This window comes from Paenibacillus sp. BAC0078, assembly GCF_054483875.1.
Map to the genome: position 1 here is coordinate 256,020 of NZ_JBTLRW010000003.1, position 19,378 is coordinate 275,397.

Consider the following 19,378-nt stretch of genomic DNA (forward strand, 5'->3'; position numbering starts at 1 on the left):
TTTATCGTTATTTACAATTTTTCTGCGATGCGCAGCTTCGCTGAACGGGCGCGCGGGTTAAGCTCCAGCTCTTCTTCGGAAGGCACTAGCGGCTTGCGGTTAATCAGCTTTAAGGTGCCTTCTGCACCGCAAACGCAAAACGGAAAGTCAGGCGGGCAGGTGCATTTGCTTAAATAGCTGCTGAAAATCTGTTTGCAAATCCGGTCCTCCAGCGAGTGAAAAGTAATAACCGACACTCTTCCTCCGGGTGCCAGGCAGCGTACTGCCGCATGCAGCCCTTCCTCAAAAGCGCCAAGCTCGTCGTTAACCGCAATGCGCAGCCCTTGGAAGCTCCGTTTAGCCGGATGTCCTCCCGTTCTGCGCGCTGCAGCCGGAATGCCTTCCTTGATCAGCTCTGCCAATTCCCCTGTGCTCTCCACGGGGTGCACTTCTCTGCGCTCAACAATTTTGCGGGCAATCCGCCGGGAGAATTTCTCTTCTCCATATTGGAAAAGCACACGGGCAATCTCCTGCTCCGGCCAGGTATTCACAATTTCTGCTGCGGTCAGCTTCGCGGACTGGTCCATCCGCATATCGAGCGGAGCATCGTGGTTATAGCTGAATCCCCGTTCGCCCTCATCGAACTGAGGCGAGGATACGCCCAGATCGTACAGGACTCCATCCACTTGGGGAACGCCGTCCTTTTGCGGAACAAAAGGGATTTCCTTCAGCACCTGCTCAAGCTCCCGGAAGTTTGTCTTAACCAGAACCACCTTGTCGCCGTATTCAGCGAGTCTCTCTTTTGCATTGTCCAGGGCCCAGTCATCCTGATCCAGACAGATCAACCGGCCTTGGCCGCTAAGCTTAGAGGCAATCAGCGAACTGTGTCCGGCTCCTCCAAGCGTGCAGTCGACATATATGCCATCCTTCTTGATGTGCAGCCCTTCTGTCGCTTCTTCCTTAAGCACCGTGATGTGGTGAAACAAGCTGCATCCCTCCAGGGCAGTATTCGAATTGATATTGTGTTGTTATAGATCGAAATTGAAATCCACCAGTTTCTCGGCAATCTCATTGAACGTTTCCTCTGACTGTTCGAAGTACTGCTCCCATAGCTCCTTGTTCCAGATCTCCACCCGGTTCGAAACGCCCAGAATTACACAGTCCTTGTCCAGCTTGGCATATTGCCGCAAATTCCCCGGCAGATTCACCCTGCCTTGCTTGTCCCATACACATTCGGTCGCTCCCGAGAAAAAAAAGCGGCTGAAGGCACGGGCATCCGATTTCATCAGTGAAAGGCTTTTAAGCTTTTGTTCCATGATTCCCCATTCTTCCATGGGATAAACAAATAAGCAGGTGTCGAGGCCACGGGTCGCTACGAAGGAGGCTCCGAGCATTTCCCGGAACTTGGCAGGGATAATGATACGTCCCTTGTCATCAATGCTATGCTGGTACTCACCCATAAACATGATTTGTCCCCACCTCTAGCTCCCAATTCCCCACTTTACCCCACTTTACACCACCTAAGCATAATAGATTCGCCATGAAAAATCAAAAACCTTTTTTTAGAGCAAAGTAATTTTTCATAAATGTCAAGCCGCAAAAAAGCAAGGTGCCCGAACCATTCACATGGCCGGACACCTTGCTTCAGTTCTATAGATTATGCGTTCAGATTCCAGCTGTCCAAATATTGAACCTGCTCTGGAGTCAGGCTGTCAATAGCAATCCCGAGACTCTCCAGCTTATAGCGCGCTACCTGCTCATCCAGCTCATAAGGAACATTTTCAACCTTTACTCCGATGTTTTTGTAATTGTCATTCACGTATTTCAGGGAGAGCGCCTGCAGCGCAAAGGTTGTGTCCATGATCTCTGCCGGATGGCCGTCAGCCGCACCCAGGTTTACAAGACGTCCTTCTGCCAGCAGATACAGCTTGCGTCCGTCCTTCAGCTTGTACTCCTCGATGTTCTTGCGCACAGTGCGCTGGGATACCGCCCGTTCGGACAATTCAGGCTTATTCACTTCAACGTCGAAATGGCCGGCGTTGCACAGAATCGCTCCATCCTTCATCACATCGTAATGCTCACCGCGGATCACGTAACGGTTGCCTGTCACTGTAACGAAGAAATCACCTAGCTTCGCTGCTTCCAGCATCGGCATCACATGGAACCCGTCCATATGGGCTTCCACTGCCTTGATCGCATCCACCTCAGTGACAATGACATTGGCTCCAAGCCCTTTTGCCCGCATAGCCACCCCTTTGCCGCACCAGCCGTAACCAACTACGACCACTGTCTTGCCAGCCACAATAAGGTTAGTCGTGCGGACGATGCCGTCCCACGCCGATTGGCCTGTACCATAGCGGTTGTCAAACAGATACTTGCAGTAGGCATCATTAACGGCTACCATCGGGAACTTGAGAATGCCCTGCTTCTGCAGTGCTTTTAGCCGGATAATGCCTGTAGTCGTTTCTTCTGCACCGCCGCGGATATTCTCCATCAGATCAGGCCGTTCGGAATGCAGCAGCGTGGCGAAATCGCCGCCGTCATCAATAATCAGGTCCGGTTTGCTTTCCAGTGCCTTGATATTGAGCGCTTTGAATTCTTCAGGTGTAGGGTTGTATTTGGCAAACACTGTAATGCCGTCCTCCACCAGCGCCGCACAAACATCATCCTGCGTAGACAGCGGATTGGAGCCTGTAATCGTGACTTCTGCGCCGCCCGCCTGCACAACCTTCGCCAGATAAGCTGTCTTTGCTTCCAGATGAAGCGTAATGGATACCTTCAAGCCTTTGAAAGGCTGCTCTGCCTCAAACTGCTCACGGATACGGTTCAGCACCGGCATATGCTGGCGAACCCAGTCGATTTTCAGATGCCCTTCCGGAGCCAGCGACATATCTGCAACAATACTGTTTTCCTTCGATAATGAACTCATAATGATACCTCCTAAAAGTTTTGCGGAATATCCGCTTCTTTGAATTTACTATGCAGCAAAACTCGCTTCGAAAGCATAAGCTTAAGTTTTATTACATATAAATGATACGGTGTGTTCCGCTGTAATCTGCGGGGATATTCATCAGCTCATCCAACCAGGCGGGACCGTAACGATTTAGATAATACATGATATTGTACACTCTTTCCTGCAGTTTACCCAGCGGCATCAGCGACAGCTCAATCCGCTCCCACTGGCGGAGCGCAGCTTCATTCTGCTTCTCCATCGCATCCTGGGCTTTAGCTTGAAGAAAGGTTATCTGATCCAGGATTTTATCTTTATTATTGCTGCCCAGCTTAAGCAGTCCCGCTTGAATCGTTCCAAGCTGTTCAATCAGCGGCTTATACATTGCGGAGAAAGCTGCTTTAGTCTCTTCGAACCGGCGTCCCAGCTCCAGCTCATCCTGGGCGGCAAGCCATTCTTGTCTTCTCTGATCCAATCCTTCACGGACATCGCCAAAAGAAAGCTGGTACTTGTCCATATGCTTGTGCAATGTGCCTTCCACGACCGTAAACGACATGCGCGGTATAATCAGCGGCATCCGTTCACCCATCACCTCAAACGCCAAATGCGGAATCGCCCAATAGGCCATCTCCCCCTGTCCCAGCACAGTCGCCAGAACCGGAAGCAGATAATCCTGCATAAGCGGACGCGTCAGCACATTATTGCTAAACCGCTCGGGGTGGCTCTCCAGCAGCCCCAGCAATTCTTCCTTGGAAAAGGAAATCGTGCCCTTGCGGTCGGTAAAGCGACCGGCTTCCTTATGGAGCAGCAGGCGTATACCCTCATGAATATAGAAAAGATTGGCACCGCCAGGGACCACTGCAGCCTGCAGCTCATAACCGTCGCCAGTGATATTTGCGGCTGCCGTTTGATAAGCGGCCTCCAGCTTATCATTATTTGCAATCAACGATGCAAACAGCGGAGCTTCCAGCTTGCGCAGCTCAGGATCTGCAGAATCCAGCAGAATGAGTCCAAATCTGCCGAACAGCGAGCCCATCAGCTTGGCAAAAGCATCACTCATGCTGCCGGCGTTACCCGAGGATTCGCGGATAAACTCCATAATCTGCGGTTTGAATTCACTCTCCTGCAGCAGTCCGTCCAGTTGCTCGGTGACTTGAACCCAACTGGCTTCATCCACCTTTATGTCGCTGACGGAGGAGCGGGGGCCTTCCATTTTATCCAGCTTCAGCCTCGTAATTTCTCCGGCTCGGTTCAATACGTATGTGTGATTAACCTCATCCCAGTCATGATCCTCACCGGCAATCCAAAACAGCGGGACCACTGGCCGACCCAGCTCCGCCGCTGCCTCTTTCGCCGCCTGAATCGTTGTAATTGCTTTGTATATGACAAAAAGCGGACCCGTGAACAGGCCGCTCTGCTGCCCGCCGGTCACAACCAAAGTCCCCTGCTGCTCCAGCAGCGCCAGGGAATCCATCACTGCGGCATCAGGATTGTGCTGCAGATTGTATTTCCGAAGGCATGCTGCAAGCTTGGCACGGTCGGCCCTCAGACCTTCACTGCTGTCCAGCCATTCCGCGCGTGCCGCTCTGCTCTCTTCATTACGGAAATCTCCACCGTACAAATGTCCTACCTTTTCATAATGATGTATATAGTCGCGGGCAAGCGCTGATCCGCCCGGGAGAGGTTCCGGTACTACATTCATGAACAACTGCCTCCTGTTCTACAATAACTGCTGTATGTAATCACTTGAGCCAATAAACTCTTTATGATTGTATCCAAAGTTAGGGGCGGCGTCAAAGATGTTGTACCTTTCGCAAACAGTCCCCAATAAAATTCATTGTACATTCATCTGCTGACGCATAATAGGCGAGAGCTGAATGCTCCCGCCTACGATAGTATTTATTGCGCTAAATTGTATTTTGCTATTACACCGAAAGGCTCGCTTTAGGCATAATTTCTCGAAACAAAATGTCCCTTGGACACTTCAACCAATTCAAAATCACTGTCATTGGTTTTTTCGCCTGCAGCAAAGATTGGAGAACCCAACTCATCATGCAGATGAATACGCTTCTTGTTGACTTCAACTTCCGGATCGGGAACTGGAATAGCCGACAGCAGCGATTTGGTGTAAGGGTGGATCGGGTTGGCATACAGCTCTTCGCTTTCCGCCAGCTCAACCATTTTGCCCAGGTACATAACCGCTACGCGGTCACTGATATGCTTAACCATGGACAAGTCATGCGCAATAAAAAGATAAGTAAGTCCGAGCCGGTCCTGCAGCTCCTTAAGCAGGTTGACTACCTGTGCCTGGATAGATACGTCCAGTGCTGAGATCGGTTCATCGCAAACGATGAACTTGGGATTGACTGCAAGCGCGCGGGCGATCCCGATACGCTGGCGTTGTCCGCCGGAGAATTCATGCGGATAACGGGTTGCATGGTCATGGTTAAGTCCAACCATATCCAGCAGCTCTTCAATCCGTTTTTTACGTTCTGCACGGCTTCCGGCCATTCCATGAATGTCCAGCGCTTCGCCGATAATATCCGAAACCGTGAACCGCGGATTAAGCGATGCATAAGGGTCCTGGAATATCATTTGCATATCACGGCGCATAGCCTTCATTTTGCCCGAAGACAATTTGTAGATGTCCGTACCATTGTATTTCACGCTTCCGGCAGTCGGTTCGTAAAGACGAAGGACTGTCCGGCCGGCAGTAGTCTTACCACAACCGGATTCCCCTACCATCCCCAGGGTTTCGCCTTCGCGAATTGTGAAATTAATATTATCAACAGCCTTAAGAACTTTCCCCTTGCCTACATTAAAATACTTCTTAAGACCTTCTACTTCAATCAGGTTCTTACTCAAACGTACTGCACCTCCTTGGCCATCGAATGCAGATTCCAGCAGCGCGCCATATGCGTCTCACTGAATTCTGTTGCACCGGGATCGATTTGTTCGCAGACATGCATCGCTTCGCTGCAACGCGCTGTGAACGGACAGCCGACCGGCGGTTTGATCAGATCCGGGGGAGTTCCGATGATTGGAATCAGCGGCTCACCCTTCTTTTGGTCCAGACGCGGCATCGACCGCAGCAAGCCCTTAGTGTACGGATGCTGCGGATTTCTGAAGATTTCCCATCTTGTACCTGTTTCCACCACTTCACCAGCATACATGACGATGACCCGGTCACACATCCCGGCAACGACTCCGAGATCATGTGTGATCAGAATGATGGAGGTCCCCAGCTTGTGCTGCATCTCTTTCATTACTTCCATGATTTGCGCCTGAATCGTTACGTCAAGCGCTGTTGTCGGCTCATCTGCAATGAGCAGAGCCGGGCGGCAGGCAAGTGCAATAGCGATCATTACACGTTGGCGCATCCCGCCGGAGAATTCGTGGGGATATTGGTTAAAGCGAGCTTCAGCATTTTTGATACCGACCAATTTCAACATCTCGATACCTTGCTTTTTCGCTTCGGCCGCTGACATATTCTGATGTTTGATCAAAACTTCGGTTATCTGTTTGCCCACCTTGATCGTTGGGTTCAAAGAAGTCATCGGGTCTTGAAATATCATGCCAATATCTTTGCCGCGAATACTTTCCATTTGCTTCATGCTTTTGTTCAGCAGATTCTGTCCTTGAAAAATAATCTCGCCCTGTTTCACTTTGGAAGGAGGCGTAGGAATAAGCCGCATAATAGATTGTGCCGTAACACTTTTGCCGCTGCCGGATTCACCGACGATTGCGACCGTCTCACCTTTGCCTACTTCGAAATTCATACCGCGAACAGCCTGTACTTCTCCGCCTTTTACAAAAAAAGAAACATGCAGATCCTTGACTTGCAGAATGGGTTCCATCAATATTCACCTCCTATGCTATTTTTTCAGTTTAGGATCCAGTGCATCGCGAAGACCGTCACCAAAAATGTTAAAGGAAAGCATGGTCAAGCTTATCAAAATAGCCGGGAACAGGAAGCGCCACGGATAATAAAGCCAGCCAGTCAGTGAATCATTAATCATCGAGCCCAGGGAAGCGATAGGAGCTTGTACCCCAAGACCCAAGAAGCTTAAGAATGCTTCGGCAAAAATGGCGTTTGGAACAGATAGCGTAATCGTTACGATAATTGGACCCACCGCATTTGGCAGCAGATGACGGAACAGCAGTCTGCCTGAGCCAGCACCCATTGAACGCGAGGCCAGAACGAACTCACGGTTCTTAAGCTGCATAATTTCACCGCGCACAATCCAGGACATGGTAATCCAGCCTGTAATGGTCAGCGCCAATATGATCGTTCCTAAACTTGGTTCCATTACTACCAGCAGCAAAATAACAACCAGCAGATAAGGAATGGAATACAAAATTTCAGAAATTTTATTCATGATATTATCTACACGGCCGCCAAAGAAGCCCATAATACCGCCATAGATAACGCCAATGAACAAGTCGATTGCCGCTGCTGCCAAACCAACGATCAGTGAGATACGTGCTCCATACCATGTACGGACAAAGATATCACGGCCCAGATCATCGGTACCAAACCAATGTTCAGATGAAGGAGGCTTATTGGTGCTGAGCAAATCGTTAGAGTAGTAATTAAATTTCGAAAACAATGGACCAATCAGCGAAGCCAGAACGATCAAGCCAAGAATAATCAATGCCGTCATGGCCATTTTATTTTGACGCAGCCGCTGCCAGGAATCCTTCCAGGCTGAAAGACTTTCACGTTGAATAACCTCCGCCTGCTTCTCATCAATACCGATTTTCTGGAAATCTTCCGGTTTCAGGTCCGCATCCAGCGATACCATGTTTTTGTCAGTTGCCAATCTTTAGCCCTCCTTTCCTCCAGTTAGTTTGATCCGCGGATCCACAAATACGTATGCAATGTCAGTAATGAAGCGGGCCACCATGAGTAGAATACCGTAGAAAATAGTAATCCCCATAATCACAGTATAATCACGGACACCGATGGCTTCCACAAACTGCTTACCGATACCGCCGATACCAAAAATCTGCTCAATAACTACAGAACCGGTTACAATGTTAGCGGTCATTGGTCCCATGTAAGTTACAACCGGCAGAATCCCGTTACGGAGAACATGGCGGCTCAAAATTGCGAACCAGCTTAGGCCTTTAGCCTTAGCCGTCTTAATGTAATCGGCATGCAAAACCTCCAGCATGCTGGAACGGGTCAAACGGGCTATAAAGGCTATCGGCTGGGCCGAGAGCGCCGCTACCGGAAGGAAATAATACATTGGCCCCTTAAAGCCCGAGACCGGAAATATGCTGAATTTGTAGGCAAATACATATTGGAGCAAAGACGCGACAACAAAGCTCGGAACCGCAATCCCCAGCACCGCCAGCACCATTGCAGCGCTATCAATAAATTTGCGGTGGTATAGTGCCGCCAGCATGCCGAGAATGACCCCGACAATAACCGACACAATAATTGCGACAACTCCCAGCTTCAAGGACGCTGAAAAGGTCTGTCCAATCAAATGTGTTACATCCTGATTCAGACGTTTCATCGACACACCCAAATCACCCTGGGCAACTTCACCCAAATACTTAAAATACTGATGATAGAGCGGCTTGTCCAAACCATATTGCTCATATAAACGCGCTTTAATTTCCGGCGGAACTTTCTTTTCAGAAGTAAACGGGTCCCCCGGAATAGCTTTCATCAGAAAAAAAGTCGCTGATATTAGCACAAACAGCGATACGAGCATGTAGAAAAACTTATTAGCAATATAACGAACCATCCCCATCAACACCTCCTTCGACATTTTTTTAGACACATAATTTGATTTTATGAAAAAATCGGGCTTTTGTCCATTTTCTATTTTTGTAAACCAGAACAATCATTAACAAAAAGCCGGAAATGCAAAAAAAAGGGATATATATGGAATTCCACATATATATCCCGAAGTGTAGTGCTAACTTCAGATGGCTAACTATTCAATTTAGCTGCTGGAGATTGTATCTTAGTGCTCAAGCAGGTAAGCGCGAGTATAGTCAACTGCACCACTGAAGTCAAGAGTTACACCTTTGAGGTACTCTTTAGTCAGGGAGTTGTTAGTGTAGTAGTAGATCGGCATAATAACCATATCGTCTTGAACCAGCATTTTTTCTGCTGCTGCAAAGTCTTCTTGGCGTTTAGCCAGATCAGAGCTTGCTTTCGCATCAGTGATCAGCTTGTCATACGCAGGGTTGGCGTAACCAGCATCATTGTTACCTCCACCTGTTACAAACATATCCAGGAAGGTCATTGGATCATTGTAGTCCGCTGTCCAGCCGGCACGTGCAACTTGGAAGTTCTGGTTTTGACGGTTGTCGATAAATACAGCCCACTCTTGGTTCACAGTGTTTACAGTAATACCAAGGTTGTTTTTCCACATATCAGCAATCGCAAGAGCGACTTTCTTGTGGTTTTCACTTGTGTTGTAAGACAGTTCTACTGGAGGAAGAGCAGTCAGACCTTCTTCTTTCAGACCTTCGGCAAGCAATGTTTTTGCTTGTGCAACATCTTCTGTGAAGTAGCCGCTGTCTTTAACAGAATTACGATATTCACCGTCAGCACCAGCAATACCTGGTGGCACGAAGCCAAAGGCAGGAAGCTGTCCGCCCAAGGTAACGTTATCGATCAGGGCTTGGCGGTTAATTGCCATTGCAAGTGCTTTACGGATCTTAACATTGCTGAAAGGTTTTTCAGTTGTGTTGAATTCATAGAAATAAGTTGCAGCAATACCTTTAGAAACGAACTCATTAGGAAGCTCTTTTTTAACAATAGGAAGCTGCTCGGAAGGAATTTCACCATTCGGAGCGCCTGCGCGATCCAATTCACCGTTCTTGTAGCTCAGCAATTCAGTTGCACCGCTGTTAACAAGGGAGAAGTCGATTTTGCTCAATTTAATGGAAGCTGCATCCCAGTACTTGTCGTTTTTAGTTACTTGGATGGCTTGACCCGTAGTCCATTCAGTCAATGTGTATGGTCCGTCTGTAATCATAGTGTCTTTGCTTGTTGCCCATTTAGCATTACCCTCAACGGATTTGTGTACAGGGTAGTAGGTATAGAAGGAAAGCAGTCCCAGGAAGTAAGGTGTTGGCGATTTCAGCGTAACTTCGAGAGTTTTTGCATCAACAGCTTTTACGCCTACTTGACTGAAATCTGTAACTTTCTTAGTGTTGTATTCTTCACCATTCTTGAGGTAGTACAATTGATAAGCATAAGGTGCTGCAGGATCTGTTGCAGGATCAAGCACGCGTTGCCATGCACGAACGAAGTCAGCAGCTTCTACTGGATCGCCGTTGCTCCACTTGGCATCACGCAGGTGGAACGTATATACCAGACCGTCAGCGGAAATATCCCACTTCTCAGCAATACCCGGTTCAGCTTGGCCAGTTTCATCATTCGTACGAGTCAAGCCTTCATACATAGTTTTCAGGACAGTGTTTGCTTGGCTGTCTTGAGCTTGTGCAGGGTCGAATGTAGGTGGTTCTGCACTCAGGTTAACTTTAAGCGATTGGTCAGCGGCCAATTTCTCGTCGCCAGTTGCAGCATTGCCAGTGTTCGTGCCTGCATTGCCCGCATTAGTTGCTGCGGCTTCGTTGCCTTTGTTTGCATTGTTGTTTCCGCCGCAGCCAGCAAGCACTGTGCCGATAACGAGAACTAATGCAATCATGAGCAATAGACTTTTACTCTTCTTCATCTAGCAGTTCCCCCTAAATAGAATGTGGTATATGGTTTATGATTATACAACCAGTGGTCAAAAAAATCTACAGCAATATTTTCTGAAAACCCTTTTTTTTTAAAACTTAAAAATTTTGTGACATTGACGCTTTACCGGAGCAACGGAACATTACATCGCTTGTGATATGTACTTAATAAGGCCAACGGCCATGAACAGAACATATCCAATGCCCATGAACAAGAAGGAAAGTCTCCAGACTGCCCGAAGCAGACGCTTGCCATCCACTTTTCCCTTTAAGCGATTTTGGGCGCCTCCAATCAGTCCAGCGCATATTAATACAATAAGTAGTATAAGATAAAACCCAAACCCCGATTTGAAAATGTTATTGAATAAGGCCGATACGGATAGAAATAAAAACAAGGTTGTCACGTCCATAGCCAATAAAAATGTCTTCTTCTTTTCTTGTTTGAGGCCTATCCCTATGAAATATACGATCAAAAAAGGAATAACCGGAATAACGCTTAACAGCGTGAAAGAATTCCACAGAAATTCCAAACAGCCTCACCTCTCCTTCACATTCATGCCTTCTACCAACCGGCAAATCCAGCGGTGTAAAGGGACCGTGATTCCAGCGCTCTCTGCCATCGCTACAATGCTGCCGTTAATCCAGCGAATTTCCGTTGCTCTTGCAGCAAGCACATCGGCAAGCATTGACGAGATATTGCCCGAGGTTGCCCGGCAAACTTCAAGAATGCCCTCCCATGCATCGGCATCATAAGCAATGCCGCAGGCATCATATACGCGAATAGCTTCTGTATACAGCTCTTTCATTAACTGAATACGCTCTTCAGAAGCCGGCAGCTCACCGTTCCGAATACGCCAAATCGCCGTCAGCGGATTGATCACAGCATTGATCAGCAGCTTCCGGTAAATCATGGTATCCACTTCTTTCGACATCAACGCGTAGAATCCTGCTGCTGTAAGGGCCTCAATCAAACTAATTGCAGCGGTATTCTTCTCATTTTGAGCATTTTTATGCGAATCCTGTCTGGGGGCTGTTCGTTTCCCTATACATATTTCCCCTTTACCTGCATGGATAACCTCTGTTAATGTTTTCCTTTTTGCAGCCTCGGTGGTTACCGCCGCCCAGATTGAAGCCTCAGGCAGCAGCCCCTGAAGCAGCTCCAAATGGCCGTTGCCATTTTGAAAGCAAACCGCATTAAGCTTGCTGTTCCTTAGAGGAACAAGAATCTCCGGCAAAACCCGATGAAAAACGTTCTGTTTAACCGTTATCGCCACCCAGTCGCCAGGCTCACGAAGTACGGTTTCAGCGAATTTGCTTATGGGTGCTGCCTGAAAGCGGGTGCCCTTAAGCCGAATGGCTTTTCTCCCGTCTTCGTAGCTAACAGTTAAGCCTTCTTCGGTAAGTTCTCTGCTCTGTTCTTCACTCCGGCACCATAGCCTGACTTCCGTTCCAGCATCAATCAGTTTTCCCGCCAGCAGCAGACCCAGTGAGCCCGCGCCGATTATGTCTATCTTCATTCCTGCACCTGCCGTTTCACAGCAATTTTTCTAATTATATCCTCCTTCCGGCAAAAGCAAAATAGCATCGCAAAGATGAGCATTGAGTATGTATGCAAAAAACCCGCAAACGGGGCAGGAGCCACTGCATGCGGGTTTCACAAAACATGTGAATCTATTCGATTCGTTCCAGATTGCCGTTCGCGTCCATTTTGAACCTCGTCTTCATTTCTTCATCCTCTTCATTGAGAAAAGCGAGCCTCCGGGCACGGTCCATAATCTGAATTAAAGCCTTGTAATCGTCGTTCACAACACGGTAGTCACTCTGGGCAAGGTTAACCTCTTTGGATAATCTTTCATTCTCCGCCCGAAGCTCGGTCAGCTCATCCTCTTTCTCGCGCAAATCCCTTTCGAGCATCTTGAGCTGACGGCCAGCTTCCTGAAAACTTCCTTTCCATTGTCTTAAGAAGCGGATCACCGCATCAATAGACAATGAATTTTCGCCTAGCCCCTCGCTGCGCCCGTATTCCTCTTCAATGTCTCCGAGAATCAAGCCGGCTACCTGCGCACCTCTGCTGGCCGGCTGCTTTTTCAGATAGCTCCGCTTCTGGCGCTGGCCTTTGGCGATGCCGATTGCATCTTCGTAGCTTTTGCGAACGCAGCTGTTCCAGCGAAATCCGCATGCTGCCGAGGTCCTGCCGATTTTTTCACCCACCTCTTCAAAAGCTGCGAGCTGTGTGCTGCCCTCCCGGATATGACGCAGTGTTATTTCTGCTAGTATCAAATCATCTTCCGCGCTCCAAGCATCCTGTCTAACGGCTGTCATAAAGCCAAACCCTCCTAACAACATCATGAAATAACCATCTTCATAACCGGCAGCTCCGCCGGATAGTGAATAGGATAAAAGCTGCTTACTCCATTTCTATGCCTCTATTAGAGTTCATAGAATCTATTTGATACTAAATTGTATTTCCATTTTGACGGAACCTCATACTTGCTGAGTGCTATAATTTCTCTTTTTGTATTCCAAGCTTGCATGTCAATAATAAAAATCATATTTTCCCAATAATTTCAGCTTTTTTTTCGATGAATTCGTTTACAGGGTTAGCTCCGGAAGGTATAATTAATGTCAAAGAAGGTATTGCCGGAACCATACTGGAAGGGGGATGTTCTCTTGGACCGCATGTTTCGTGTGCTGGGTTTTTTTACGCTTGTGATCGGACTGATGGCTTTTGCCGGGGATCTGACGGAGATGGCCCTGCTCTTCTTTTTGCAAACCGCTTTTTTCGTCATTCTGGGGTATATGAAATTTACCGAAAAGACTTACGTCCTGCTCTTCTGGGGATATATGCTTCTGACCTTTACCGGCTTCAGCTACTGGACGATTTTTGAGATGGGGCTGCCGCTTTAAAGCCATTTATATTTGAGACGGATGCTGTTCCTTACATTAAGGAAGGCCTCCGTTTTTTTGTTTTGCGTTTTTGCAGGTCTTCCCCAAGGAATGCAGGTATGATATTTTAACAAAGGTAAACATATTATTAGTACATACCTGTCTATTCCTTCTAAGGTGGTGGTGTGGTGCTTTTCCGCAATAATAGATGCCGATTTTCTGCCGTTCTGATCTTCCTTGTATGCTTCACAATACTGCCTCTGACGCCCCCTGACTTTCTCTCTGCTGATCCCGTTACGGAGCTTAACGCCGCTCCCCCAGCTATGCCTGATAATGAGGAGACACGCAAGCTGATGGAGCAGACGTTATCCTCGGCTGAAATTGAACAGGAGATAACCCGTATAAGCGCTGAGCAGCAGACGCTTGAAGCAAAGGTGTCTTCGCTTGAGAAACAGGCAGCATCCCAAAAAACAGCAATAGCCGATCAACGGGAGCGTGCCGGCGCCATTGTGCGTTCTTATTATATGGGCGACAGGGACGGATTGCTGACGGCTGTTCTCTCCGCTAAAAGTATTGGCAGACTGTTGGCCTTATATGATTATTATGAAATTGTGATCGGGCGGGACCGTGACATTCTGTCTCAATATGAGAAGGAATATAAGAAGCTGAAAGCAACATTAGCTGCGGCTCAGCGCAGTTCACAGGAGCTGGCGGAGCTCAAAACGGCTCTGGAGGAACAGAAGGCACGGGTCACAGCGCTTAACGCGGAGATCGAAGGCGGCATTCAGGGCAGCAGTGATCCCGAACGAATGAGTGCTTTACTAGAGGAATTTACGAAGTATTGGGAAAATATCGGCATCCATGAGGTTAGAACGTATTTCAAAGCTTTGTCGTCGGCCATGAAGAATTTGCCGCAGTTCGTTCAGAGTCATGACGGGATGCTGACGCGTAAAGGAATGACTTACAATCTGGCGCTAAAGGAAGAGGATCTGAATGAGTTCCTGGTGGAGCAGAATTCATTGTTCAAGGACTTTGCGTTCCATTTCAATGATAATGAGATTACCGCAACAGGAAAAAGCGGGGGGTTGTCATTGACGCTGACCGGCCATTATACGATTCAAAATGATCCGGTCAACGCTCTGATGTTCCATGTCGATGAAGTTGTATTTAATGGACTGGCGCTGCCGGACACTACCCGTAAGGCGCTTGAGGAAGATTTCGACCTAGGCTTTTATCCGGAGAAAATCATCTCTTTCCTGCGTGCCACCGATGTGAGCAGCGCAGCGGGTGTGCTGCATGTGAAGCTTGCGCTCTCATTTTGAAGCCTGAGCTAAAGCTGCGGCATATCCGGCAGCATTAACTTTCCCTGTAAGCAGTAAGGTAACTGCCGCCGTAAGCTCCGACCAGCCTCCCGCTGTCTCCTTGCTTATGGCAGTTTCCTCAGTAAGCAGCAATTTGGCGTCAAAAGGAAGCTGCGTTCGCTCGGGCAGACCGGAGCGGTAAAGCTCATCAAGGGCGGGCAACCGCCCTGTATTCTCCAGCCAATCCAGCTGTGCCGTGCTTGAGGTTACATAAGCAAGCCATTTCACGGCAGCCTCAGGATCGGCAGATTGCGCCGGAAGAGCGAAAAAGCGGCTGTACAGCGCTTGATACCCTATTTTACTGCCGGCGGCCACCGGCGCTTCAGCAGCCAGGGAAGAATTCCCGTGCTGCTGCCACTCCGAAAGCGGTAGTGCCGCAACCGCAACCTTTCCATCCTGAAGCATATCCCAGATGCTTGTATTATAGCGGCTTGTCAGATAAAAATAGCTGCTTGCATTTTGTGTCCATTCCAGCAGAGCCGAATTAATGTTAAGCAGGTTGCCCCCCATACTCTCCAGTACTGCGGAATAACCGTAAGGATTGCTGCTATCCATTGCCAGCAGATAACGTTCCTTGCCCTGCTGCTCAAGGATGCGCTTCAATAACTCATTCCACTGCTCCATACTTCTTGGAACCTCTGTCAAGCCCAGCTCGCTGAGCCGCTGAGGTGAGTACACCAGCACATAAGGATCAATATCAAGCGGAACTCCCCAGTCATATCCGTTCCATTGCATCTGAGGAATTAACGTAGTTAGCGGCGTACTGCCGGGAAGACTCTGATAAATATCTACCGGCAGCAAATATCCCCGGGTCGCCAGATCAGTGATGCTGCGGCCGTCGATCATCACAATATCCGGGCTATCCCCAATCGTCAGATCCTGCTTCAGCTTCTCATCGGCATCCCCGCTGTCCACATTGCTCAGAATGACCTGAACTCCCGTGGACAGGCTGTAGTTATTGCTGATCCGTTCCAGCTCCTTAAATTCCTCATTGCTCAGAGACACCCGGATACTCAGCTTTTTGACACTGTCCTTATCGCCGGAAGCAGGCCGCTCCGATTGATTCAGCGGCTGCCTTAGCGGATGGGAATCGTCGCGGGTATCCAGCTCCATGCTGGGGGATAGGCTTGTCAGCGACAGCAATAAAATAGCAAACAGCAGCCAGTAGTTTCTCCTTCTCAGCACGTTCCTTCTCCTCCCGCCTTGACTCGTCTCCCCCATTTTAACAGATGCATCTCCGGTTGTCTGCTGGTAGTGAAAACGTTCTCTTTCTATTATATAGGTGTGAATGGCGATGGGTAAAAAATTTGTTTGAGAGCCAGGACGCTGCGCGTGCGGATTATTCTTCCGATCGCTGTTGTCCCCGGATTTATTGTAATTGATTATAGCGGTGGAAATCCGGGGACAAAGGCGAACGCTGCCGCTTCTCCAGAACAATTCCGCTCTCTCCGCTAACCGCTCTCTTTATGCACATTCTTCCCCTCGCCGTTCCTCGGGGCGGCAAAAACCTTGCTCGAGAGCCAGGACGCTGCGCGTGCGGATTATTCTTCCGCTTCTCCAGAATAATTCCGTTCTCTCCGCTAACTGCTCTCTTTATGCACATTCCTTACCCTCGCCGTTCCTTGGGGGCGGCAAAAGCAAACAGCCGGGAATGATCTCCCGGCTGTTTGCTGTAAATCAGATTGCCTACAAACCATATATACCTTATTAGCTGGTATATGGTCGTTAACAATTCTGTTGTACTTCGTACATTCACATTTGCAATATTCTGTCCCATTTCACGTTCTATTGTACTCTGTACAATAGATTTATCGAATTCTGCCCATAACGGTGGATTTCCTTAAAATCAGTTGCATGAAATACAGCAGAATGCGTTTTGGAAGCCATTTCCCCTTATTCTATTGCACATAGTGCAATCACACCAGCCTTTACTCTAGCACACAGTGGGCGGAACTGGTAAAGCAAAGCCTGCAGCTACAGCAGGTCAGCGGCCAGTTGGGCCAGATGCGAACGCTCGCCCTTTTCCAGAGTAATGTGTCCGCTGATGCCCTGCTGCTTGAACTTCTCAACGATATAGCTAAGCCCGTTGCTCGCAGCGTCGAGATAAGGATGGTCAATCTGCTCCGGATCGCCCATCAGAATAACTTTGCTGCCTTCACCGGCTCTGGAGACGATAGTCTTCACCTCATGGCGGGAAAGATTCTGCGCCTCATCAATGATGATGAATTGCGATGGAATGGAACGCCCGCGAATATAGGTGAGCGCCTCGACCTGAATGCTGCCCAGGCCCATGAGTATTTTATCAATGTCTCCAGCCTTCTTGGTATCGAACAGGAACTCCAGATTATCATAAATCGGCTGCATCCACGGACGAAGCTTCTCGTCCTTCTCACCAGGCAAATACCCGATATCCTTGCCCATCGGCACCACCGGGCGGGCGATCAGCAGCTTTTTATATTTATGCTCATCTTCTACCTTGAACAGTCCCGCAGCCAGGGCCAGCAGCGTTTTCCCTGTTCCCGCCTTGCCGGTGATGGTCACCAGCGGAATGTCATCATTCAGCAGCAATTCGAGCGCCATCCGCTGCTGGGCATTGCGGGCACTGATTCCCCACACTGCATCATTCCCGAGATAGAGCGGCTCCAGACGGGAGGCATCGCTGTTCACTCTGAGCAGGGCCGACTTGCCGGTGCCGATCTCATCCTTCAGAATAATGAATTCATTCGGATACAGCGAGTACGATAAGGCTAATTGTTTGACTGACAAGGAACGGTGGCTATAATATTCGTCGATCAGCGAAGGATGGACCATCAGTGACTGGCAGCCGGAGTACAGCTCGTTCAGGTCACCAGTACGGTCGGACAAATAATCCTCCGGTGTAATGCCAAGCACATCCGCCTTGATTCGGACAAGCACATCTTTACTTACGAGTACCACAGGTCTGGGTTCAGCCTTTTCATTCTCCTCATGGAGATAATTGAGCGCCACAGCCAATATCCGGTTGTCGTTGGACACTTCGCCGAACATTTCCTGTACCTTGACGAAGCTGCGGTGATTAAGCTCCACCTTCAGCGTACCTCCATGCTCCAGCTCCACACCGCTATGCAGGTGGCCCAGTTCACGGAGTCCGTCTAATAAGCGCGACACGGTGCGGGCGTTGCGGCCGATTTCATCGGCATTACGCTTCTTGGAGTCGATTTCTTCCAGCACTACAGCGGGAATGACAACCTCATGCTCCTTGAAAGCAAAGATCGAATTGGGATCGTGCAGTAGCACGTTGGTGTCTAGTACAAATATCTTTTTCATGTTATCCCCTCCACAGCGCCTGGTTTGATTGGTCATACATAACTCTTTTCAGCGGGGGCAAGATATAGTAAAAAACTGATCTTTGGCTGAAAGGAGTAAGCACATATGAGAAAATCAATGTGTCTGTTGCTGGTACTGCTGCTGCTGACAAGCTGCGGTATCGCTAATAAAGGAACATCACCCTCTCCTCAGGATAAACAATCGGCGAAAGCTCTAAGTAACCAGGGGAACCGCGGGGTACGGCCACTAACGACTGCAGGGGCAGCTACACTGAACCCCACAGCGATGCCTGGTCAAGCTTACAACACTTCAGGTGAGAGCGATATTGCACTGAAGAATCATTTTGAACAGCTGGCCAAAAGAGTACCGGGCGTAAACGGCGCCCACTGTGTCGTAATGAACAACATGGCTGTAGTCGGCATAGATGTTGATGGATCACTGACCCGCTCGCGTGTCGGAACCATTAAATATTCCGTAGCTCAAGCTATCCGGAAGGACCCGAGAGGTGTAAGGGCACTCGTCACCGCTGACATGGACCTTAACAGCAGGCTTGCCGAGATGGGCCGTCATATCAGCAAGGGACGCCCGGTTTCCGGATTCGCCGCCGAGATGGCCGATATTATCGGCCGGATCATACCACAGCTCCCTAAGGACGTCAGACCGCAAGGGAAGTAAATTTCAAAAAAAAGCCTAGTGAGAATATCACTGGGCTTTTTGCATGGCGGCAAACACTTGTCCGTCCAGCTTGTCAGCCGCACGTGCATCGTATACCTTCGCATATTTTGGGGCAGATTCCAGCTGTGCGCCATAGAACAGCGCATTGCGGACCGCTTCAATTTCAATATCAAAACAGCACATCTTAAACGGGACATCAGACAGCGGGTCCTGCCTCACGACAGCGCGGCCGTTAATGGCATGTACGGTACCCTCGCCAAAAACCGTGATCGTCACTAGCGGATTAACCTTCATGTTGTTCACAAGCCTAGAGCGATGGTCCACCGCCAGACGCACAATGGACGGGCTCACTGCATAGAGCCAGGAAATAGCGGTGGATGTAGGTCCACCAGTTTCCGCATCAACAGTGCTTAGAAGAACAAAAGTCTCTGTCTGCAGCATAGATAGCAGGCTTTCATTGAGCTGAGCAACGGCTTCGGACATAAATTCAGGCCCCCTATGATGCTTG

At 48.9% G+C, this 19,378-nt stretch carries 18 protein-coding genes; 3 read left to right on the forward strand and 15 right to left on the reverse strand.

Annotated elements, in window-relative coordinates; genetic code table 11:
* Nucleotides 1–11 precede the first annotated feature (11 nt).
* The 12 genes from rsmH to ACX1DY_RS08120 form a co-directional block, all read right to left on the reverse strand.
* Nucleotides 12–965 carry a 16S rRNA (cytosine(1402)-N(4))-methyltransferase RsmH gene (gene rsmH, locus ACX1DY_RS08065; protein WP_458963669.1) on the reverse strand — a complete coding sequence of 318 codons (954 nt, stop codon included), beginning with the start codon at nt 963–965 and terminating at the stop codon, nt 12–14.
* Between the two features lie 42 nt (nt 966–1,007).
* Entirely contained in the window at nt 1,008–1,445 is a 438-nt protein-coding gene (gene mraZ, locus ACX1DY_RS08070) for a division/cell wall cluster transcriptional repressor MraZ (RefSeq protein ID WP_019909307.1), read from the reverse strand.
* A 191-nt stretch (nt 1,446–1,636) separates the two neighbouring features.
* On the reverse strand, nt 1,637–2,908 hold the full coding sequence (locus ACX1DY_RS08075; protein ID WP_458963670.1) for an adenosylhomocysteinase: 1,272 nt from the start codon (nt 2,906–2,908) through the stop codon (nt 1,637–1,639).
* A 91-nt stretch (nt 2,909–2,999) separates the two neighbouring features.
* Nucleotides 3,000–4,631 (reverse strand): bacillithiol biosynthesis cysteine-adding enzyme BshC, encoded by a 1,632-nt coding sequence (gene bshC / locus ACX1DY_RS08080; protein WP_458963671.1) that lies wholly within the window; start codon nt 4,629–4,631, stop codon nt 3,000–3,002.
* A gap of 242 nt (nt 4,632–4,873) precedes the next feature.
* Nucleotides 4,874–5,794: an ABC transporter ATP-binding protein gene (locus ACX1DY_RS08085; protein ID WP_458963672.1), complete on the reverse strand. Its 921-nt coding sequence runs from the start codon at nt 5,792–5,794 to the stop codon at nt 4,874–4,876.
* Nucleotides 5,791–6,786, reverse strand: coding sequence for an ABC transporter ATP-binding protein (locus ACX1DY_RS08090; RefSeq protein WP_458963673.1), 996 nt, complete (start codon nt 6,784–6,786; stop codon nt 5,791–5,793). Before ACX1DY_RS08090 ends, ACX1DY_RS08085 begins: the two co-directional genes overlap by 4 nt.
* Before the next feature lie 18 nt (nt 6,787–6,804).
* On the reverse strand, nt 6,805–7,734 hold the full coding sequence (locus tag ACX1DY_RS08095) for an ABC transporter permease (protein WP_458963920.1): 930 nt from the start codon (nt 7,732–7,734) through the stop codon (nt 6,805–6,807).
* A gap of 21 nt (nt 7,735–7,755) precedes the next feature.
* Complete coding sequence (locus tag ACX1DY_RS08100; RefSeq protein WP_458963674.1) at nt 7,756–8,688, reverse strand: ABC transporter permease; 933 nt, start codon at nt 8,686–8,688, stop codon at nt 7,756–7,758.
* 222 nt (nt 8,689–8,910) lie between these two features.
* Nucleotides 8,911–10,635 carry a peptide ABC transporter substrate-binding protein gene (locus ACX1DY_RS08105; RefSeq protein WP_458963675.1) on the reverse strand — a complete coding sequence of 575 codons (1,725 nt, stop codon included), beginning with the start codon at nt 10,633–10,635 and terminating at the stop codon, nt 8,911–8,913.
* A gap of 150 nt (nt 10,636–10,785) precedes the next feature.
* Nucleotides 10,786–11,172 (reverse strand): DUF3397 domain-containing protein, encoded by a 387-nt coding sequence (locus tag ACX1DY_RS08110; RefSeq protein ID WP_458963676.1) that lies wholly within the window; start codon nt 11,170–11,172, stop codon nt 10,786–10,788.
* A 6-nt stretch (nt 11,173–11,178) separates the two neighbouring features.
* The gene (locus tag ACX1DY_RS08115) at nt 11,179–12,159 is read right to left on the reverse strand and encodes a ketopantoate reductase family protein (protein WP_458963677.1); all 981 of its coding nucleotides are present in this window, start codon (nt 12,157–12,159) and stop codon (nt 11,179–11,181) included.
* A 154-nt stretch (nt 12,160–12,313) separates the two neighbouring features.
* On the reverse strand, nt 12,314–12,964 hold the full coding sequence (locus ACX1DY_RS08120) for an RsfA family transcriptional regulator (RefSeq protein WP_458963678.1): 651 nt from the start codon (nt 12,962–12,964) through the stop codon (nt 12,314–12,316).
* A gap of 348 nt (nt 12,965–13,312) precedes the next feature.
* Here ACX1DY_RS08120 and ACX1DY_RS08125 point away from each other — a divergent pair, with 348 nt between their 5' ends.
* Nucleotides 13,313–13,549 (forward strand): DUF2626 family protein, encoded by a 237-nt coding sequence (locus tag ACX1DY_RS08125; RefSeq protein ID WP_458963921.1) that lies wholly within the window; start codon nt 13,313–13,315, stop codon nt 13,547–13,549.
* A 332-nt stretch (nt 13,550–13,881) separates the two neighbouring features.
* Nucleotides 13,882–14,850: a coiled-coil domain-containing protein gene (locus ACX1DY_RS08130; protein WP_458963679.1), complete on the forward strand. Its 969-nt coding sequence runs from the start codon at nt 13,882–13,884 to the stop codon at nt 14,848–14,850.
* On the opposite strand, the gene ACX1DY_RS08135 is transcribed toward ACX1DY_RS08130, so the two are convergent.
* On the reverse strand, nt 14,842–16,074 hold the full coding sequence (locus ACX1DY_RS08135) for a sugar ABC transporter substrate-binding protein (protein WP_458963680.1): 1,233 nt from the start codon (nt 16,072–16,074) through the stop codon (nt 14,842–14,844). The genes ACX1DY_RS08130 and ACX1DY_RS08135 overlap by 9 nt on opposite strands.
* Nucleotides 16,075–16,863: 789 nt before the next feature.
* Nucleotides 16,864–18,195: a PhoH family protein gene (locus ACX1DY_RS08140; RefSeq protein WP_458963681.1), complete on the reverse strand. Its 1,332-nt coding sequence runs from the start codon at nt 18,193–18,195 to the stop codon at nt 16,864–16,866.
* A gap of 105 nt (nt 18,196–18,300) precedes the next feature.
* On the opposite strand from ACX1DY_RS08140, the gene ACX1DY_RS08145 reads away from it, so the two are divergent.
* Nucleotides 18,301–18,870, forward strand: coding sequence for a YhcN/YlaJ family sporulation lipoprotein (locus tag ACX1DY_RS08145; RefSeq protein WP_458963682.1), 570 nt, complete (start codon nt 18,301–18,303; stop codon nt 18,868–18,870).
* Between the two features lie 27 nt (nt 18,871–18,897).
* On the opposite strand, the gene ACX1DY_RS08150 is transcribed toward ACX1DY_RS08145, so the two are convergent.
* Nucleotides 18,898–19,353: a pyridoxamine 5'-phosphate oxidase family protein gene (locus ACX1DY_RS08150; RefSeq protein ID WP_458963683.1), complete on the reverse strand. Its 456-nt coding sequence runs from the start codon at nt 19,351–19,353 to the stop codon at nt 18,898–18,900.
* Between the last annotated feature and the right edge of the window lie 25 nt (nt 19,354–19,378).